The 5649-nt window shown below is 70.9% G+C and carries 4 protein-coding genes; 3 read left to right on the top strand and 1 reads right to left on the bottom strand.

Features of this window, described 5'->3' with window-relative positions:
- Positions 1–2333 (bottom strand): sensor histidine kinase (locus ACWGSR_RS37485; RefSeq protein ID WP_453573897.1); only part of this gene is annotated, 2333 nt, incomplete at its 3' end.
- Positions 2334–2904: 571 nt separating this feature from the next.
- Between ACWGSR_RS37485 and ACWGSR_RS37480 the strand changes: the two genes are divergently transcribed.
- From ACWGSR_RS37480 to gltX, 3 genes are all read left to right on the top strand, one after another.
- The gene (locus tag ACWGSR_RS37480; protein ID WP_366372191.1) at positions 2905–3108 is read left to right on the top strand and encodes a hypothetical protein; all 204 of its coding nucleotides are present in this window, start codon (positions 2905–2907) and stop codon (positions 3106–3108) included.
- Positions 3109–3273: 165 nt separating this feature from the next.
- Entirely contained in the window at positions 3274–4068 is a 795-nt protein-coding gene (locus ACWGSR_RS37475; protein ID WP_376247158.1) for a fumarylacetoacetate hydrolase family protein, read from the top strand.
- Entirely contained in the window at positions 4061–5536 is a 1476-nt protein-coding gene (gene gltX, locus ACWGSR_RS37470; protein ID WP_453573893.1) for a glutamate--tRNA ligase, read from the top strand. The genes ACWGSR_RS37475 and gltX overlap by 8 nt, the downstream gene beginning before the upstream one ends.
- Positions 5537–5649: the final 113 nt, after the last annotated feature.

The following is a 5649-nucleotide window of genomic DNA, read 5'->3' as shown; positions in this document are numbered from 1 at the left end:
GCCGAGGACGGCGCGCCGCCCTGGCCCGGACGTCCGCCGGGGCCACCGGCCGCGCCGGGGCCGCCGGGCAGCCGGCCGCCCGGGGCGGAGGCGCCCGGAGGCATCGCGCCCTGGCCGCCCGGACCCTGCTTGGGCATGGGCTTCTTGCCGCCCTGGGCGACGTCGACCGGAAGCATGACGAGCGCGGTGGTGCCGCCCGAGTCGGAGGGGCGGAGCTGGATGCGGATGCCGTGTCGCAGGGACAGGCGGCCGACCACGAACAGACCCATGCGGCGGGAGACCGAGACGTCCACGGTGGGCGGCGAGGCGAGCCGCTCGTTGATCGCCGCGAGGTCCTCGGGGGAGAGGCCGATGCCGGTGTCGTGGATCTCGACGAGCACCCGGCCGTCGGGCAGCGCGTGGCCGGTGACCCGGACCTTGGTCTGCGGGGAGGAGAACGAGGTGGCGTTCTCCAGGAGCTCGGCGAGCAGGTGCACGAGGTCGTTGACGACCCGGCCGGCGACCTCGGTCGCCGGGACCGCGGCCAGCTCGATGCGCTCGTACTGCTCCACCTCGGAGGCGGCGGCGCGCAGGACGTCGACCAGCGGGACCGGCCGGGTCCAGCGGCGGCCCGGCTCCTCGCCGGCGAGGACGAGGAGGTTCTCGCCGTTCCGGCGCATACGGGTCGCGAGGTGGTCGAGCTTGAACAGCGAGGAGAGCTGGTCCGGGTCGGCCTCGCGGGACTCCAGCTCGGAGATGAGCGAGAGCTGGCGCTGGATGAGGCCCTGGGAACGGCGCGAGAGGTTGGTGAACATCGCGTTGACGTTGCCCCGGAGGAGGGCCTGCTCGGCGGCGAGGCGGACGGCCTCGCGGTGCACGTCGTCGAAGGCCGCGGCCACCTGGCCGATCTCGTCCCGGGAGTGCACGCCGACGGACTCGACGGAGGTGTCGACGTCCTGCGGGTCGGACTCGGAGAGCTGCTTGACGAGCTCGGGCAGGCGTTCCTGGGCGACCTTGGTCGCGGTGTCCTGGAGGCGGCGCAGCGAGCGGATCATGGACCGCGCCACGACGAAGGCGCCGACGAGCGAGACGCCGAGGACGAGCAGGATCAGCGCACCGTTGATGATGGCCTCGCGCTGCGACTCCTGCCGCAGCTCACGGGCCATGGACTCCATGTCGCCGAGCAGGACGCTCTCGATGCGGTCCATGGCGGCGATCTTGGTGCCGTACTCGTCGGTGAAGTTCAGGTGACCACGCGGGTTGGTGTTCGGGTTCTCCATCGCCTTGTCCGAGGTCAGCACGCGCTCGGCGTACTTGTCGGCCGCGGTGATCGACGGGTTGCCCCGGTTCAGGGTCGACGTCAGGTCGTCGGCGTCGCCGCCGGTCGACTTGTAGATCGCCTGGAAGGACTTGAGCTCGACGTTCTCACTGTTGAGCGCGGCCTCGCCGTACAGCCGGTCGCCCTGCTCGATCTTGCCGCGCGTCCGGTCGCTCGGGGGCAGCGCCGCCGCGATGATCGCCTGCTGGATGGAGGCGTACTCCTTGGCGGACGAGAACGCGGCGAGCGCGCGGGTCCGCTTGATCATCTCGGGGTTGCTGGTCGCCTGCGCCATGTCCTGGGACAGGCTCAGGAGCGAGCGGATGAGACGGCTGTACGCCTCGACCGTCACCGAGTTGGAGACGTCCTTCTTGTACGCGCTGCTCCGGATGGCGTGGAGCTCGGTGACCTGCGAGGCGATCTGGCTGACGTTCTGGCGGATGCTGCGCAGCGACTCGTCGCCCTCGGAGGAGGGGATCTCCTCGGTGGCGGCGAGGAAGGCCTTGAGCTCCAGGTCCGTCTTCCGGCGCGGGTTGGCGACCTGGTAGTCGCTGACCGGGCGGCCGTTGGCCAGCGGGCCGGCGGAGTGGTCGCGCTCGGCCTGGAGGGCCTTGGCGAGGTCGGTGGCCTCACGGGTCAGCTTGGTGAGCAGCTGCATGTGGTCGAGCTGCTCCATGTCCTGGAGCGACTCGCTGATGCGGATGCCGCCCAGGGCGGTCGCGGCGACCACGGGGAGGGTGAGGAGCGCGACCAGACGCGTCGAGATGCGCCAGTTGCGGAGCGCTATTCGGGGGCCGACCTCGTTCTCGGCCTTGGGCGCGGGAGCGGCGGACGGCTCGGCAGGGGAGGCCCCGGCGCCCGCGCGACGGCCGCCGTCACCGCCCTCGCCGGACGGACCCTGGCCCTGGTTCGGGGTGTGCGAGGCCGAGGGACCGCGGTCGGTCCCGGCACGCGGTTCCTGCTCCGCCGGAGCATCCGCTCGGCCCTGGCGGGCCTGGGGAGACCCCGAGCCATCCCTCTTGAAACGTCCCTGCACTAGCGTCGCAACCTCTGGACCAGGCGTCCTTCCGGGTGAACGGAGAGGACGGTGTCGGTGTCGATCGGGGTGTTGTGGAGCACCCCAGGTGGTCGTCGGTGACCGGCGCAGTTCCCCCTTCGTCCCGCCACTCGGCCGGCGCTGCGTCGCGCCTCCTGCGCGCCGGCTTGAAACCCGCGGCGGTGCGGGAATTCCAGCACAGTGCCGGATCTCCAACAAGGGCCGCGTGTCGTGCCGGGAAGGCTATGACAACGTGTGCACGGTGTGTCACCCCATGTAGAAGATGATCACGGAGGATTCGGACTTTTCCTTGCCAATGGCACGGCATCCCCGTGTGTCCCAGTCGACATGATCAGGAGCGGAATAGAGCATTCAGTGGCTAAATGTCCCTTTCCGTACCGACGGGCAACCGTCCGTAATGCCTGGAATGTGCCGTCATTGGTGAGCAAACTCACACGCTGATCGATGTCTCAGCCATGCATTCGAAGGGGATCCCATGTTTAGCCTGACGCTTTACGCCCCTTACGCGCCCGCACGGGCGCCCGTCCCGGAACAAGGTCTGATCACCGCGATGAACAAGACGACGCTCCGCACCACGGCCAACCCCCGCCGCTCCACCCTCGTCCACCTCGTGGACGCCGCACAGCTCGGCCGGGGCGCCCAGCCGGAGTACGCGGCCGAGCTGCCCGGCCGGACGGCCAACCCGCGCCGCACCGTCCTCATGCAGGCCCCGGCCCCGTACGAGCCCGCCCCGTACGCCACCGTCGCGCGCTAGGGCCTGTCCGGCGGACCAGGGTCGGGCAGGACGGACCCGGGGAACCGGCCCCGGGCCCCGCTCCCACCGGCCCGTACGCCCGTATCCCGCCGTTCGGCGGCCCCTCGCCGCGTTAGCCTGGAGCGTCAGACTCCAGCCAGTACCAAGTGAGGGGCGACAGCACTCGTGCGCATCGCCAGATTCTCCATCGACGGCAACGTGGCCTTCGGCGCCGTCGAGGGCGAGGGAACCGTCGAGTCCGGCGGCCTCGTCCTCGACATCATCAAGGGCATCCCGTACACCGACTTCGAACTCAGCGGCACCAAGGTCCCGCTGAGCAAGGTGCGGCTCCTGCCCCCCGTGCTCCCCAACAAGGTCGTGGCCATCGGCCGCAACTACGCCGAGCACGCCGCCGAACTCGGCAACGAGGTCCCCGACGTCCCCGTCGCCTTCTTCAAGCCCACCACCTCGGTGATCGGCCCCGGCGACGCCATCGAGCACCCCTCCTTCTCCGACGAGCTGCACCACGAGGCCGAACTGGCCGTGGTGATCGGCCGCATGTGCCGCGAGGTGCCCCGCGAGCGCGTCCAGGACGTGATCTTCGGCTACACCTGCGCCAACGACGTCACCGCCCGCGACGTCCAGAAGCGCGAGAAGCAGTGGGCCCGCGCCAAGGGCTTCGACACCTCCTGCCCGCTGGGCCCCTGGGTCGAGACCGGCCTGAGCCTCGCGCAGGCCGGCGACCTGACCGTCCAGGCCACGGTCAACGGCGAGCAGCGCCAGCTCGGGCGCACGAGCGACATGGTCCGCTCCATCGAGGACCTGGTCGTCCACATCACCGAGGCCATGACGCTGCTCCCCGGCGACGTCATCCTCACCGGCACCCCGGCCGGGGTCGGCCCCCTCAACGTCGGCGACGAGGTCGCCGTCACCATCGAAGGCATCGGCACTCTCACCAATAAGGTGATCAAGCGTGGCTAACGCGAACATCCGCGTCCGTTTCTGTCCCTCGCCGACCGGCAACCCCCACGTGGGCCTGGTCCGCACCGCCCTCTTCAACTGGGCCTTCGCCCGGCACAACCAGGGCACCATGGTCTTCCGCATCGAGGACACCGACGCGGCGCGCGACTCCGAGGAGTCGTACCAGCAGCTGCTCGACTCGCTGCGCTGGCTCGGCCTCGACTGGGACGAGGGCCCGGAGATCGGCGGCCCGCACGCGCCGTACCGCCAGTCGCAGCGGATGGACATCTACAAGGACGTCGCCGACAAGCTGGTCGCCGGCGGCCACGCGTACCCCTGCTACTGCACCACCGAGGAGCTCGACGAGCGCCGCGAGGCCGCCCGCGCCGCCGGCCGCCCCTCCGGCTACGACGGCCACTGCCGCGACCTCACCGACGAGCAGAAGGCCGCGTACGAGGCCGAGGGCCGCACGCCGATCGTCCGCTTCCGGATGCCCGACGAGCCGATCACCTTCACCGACCTGGTCCGCGGCGAGCTCACCTTCACCCCGGAGAACGTGCCGGACTACGGCATCCTCCGGGCCAACGGCGCCCCGCTCTACACCCTGGTCAACCCGGTCGACGACGCCCTCATGGAGATCACCCACGTCCTGCGCGGCGAGGACCTGCTCTCCTCCACCCCGCGCCAGATCGCGCTCTACAAGGCGCTGATCGAGCTGGGCGTCGCCAAGGAGATCCCCGCCTTCGGCCACCTGCCGTACGTGATGGGCGAGGGCAACAAGAAGCTCTCCAAGCGCGACCCGCAGGCCTCCCTCAACCTCTACCGGGAGCGCGGCTTCCTCCCCGAGGGCCTGCTGAACTACCTCTCCCTGCTCGGCTGGTCCTTCTCCGCCGACCAGGACCTCTTCACCGTCCCCGAGATGGTCGAGAAGTTCGACATCGCCGACGTCAACGCCAACCCGGCCCGCTTCGACCTCAAGAAGGCCGAGTCGATCAACGCCGACCACATCCGCAGGCTGGACGTGAAGGCGTTCGCCGAGGCCTGCGAGCCCTGGCTGCGCGCCCCGCACGCCCCCTGGGCGCCCGAGGACTTCGACCGGGCCGCCTGGGAGGCCATCGCGCCGCACGCCCAGACCCGCCTGACCGTCCTCTCGGACATCACGGCCAACGTCGACTTCCTCTTCCTGCCCGAGCCGGTCTTCGACCAGCCCTCGTGGGACAAGGCGATGAAGGGCGAGCCCGCGGCCCTGCTCACCACCGCCCGCGAGAAGCTCGACGCCGCCGACTGGAGCGACCCCGAGTCCCTCAAGAACGCCGTCCTGGCCGCCGGCGAGGCCCACGGCCTCAAGCTCGGCAAGGCCCAGGCCCCGGTCCGCGTCGCGGTCACCGGCCGCACGGTCGGCCTGCCGCTCTTCGAGTCCCTGGAGATCCTGGGCAAGGAGAGGGCCCTGGCCCGCATCGACGCGGCCCTGGCGAAGCTCGCCGCCTAGGCACCGCCTCTCGTACGACGCCGGAGGGCGGCGACCGGATCCGGTCGCCGCCCACCCGCGCACCCCCCCCCGCGGGACCGTGGCCCCCTGACCAACCGGGCGGTGCTCTGGGG

The sequence above is a fragment of the Streptomyces sp. NPDC055632 genome (assembly GCF_053618675.1).
This window is presented reverse-complemented; position numbering and strand designations above follow the sequence as displayed.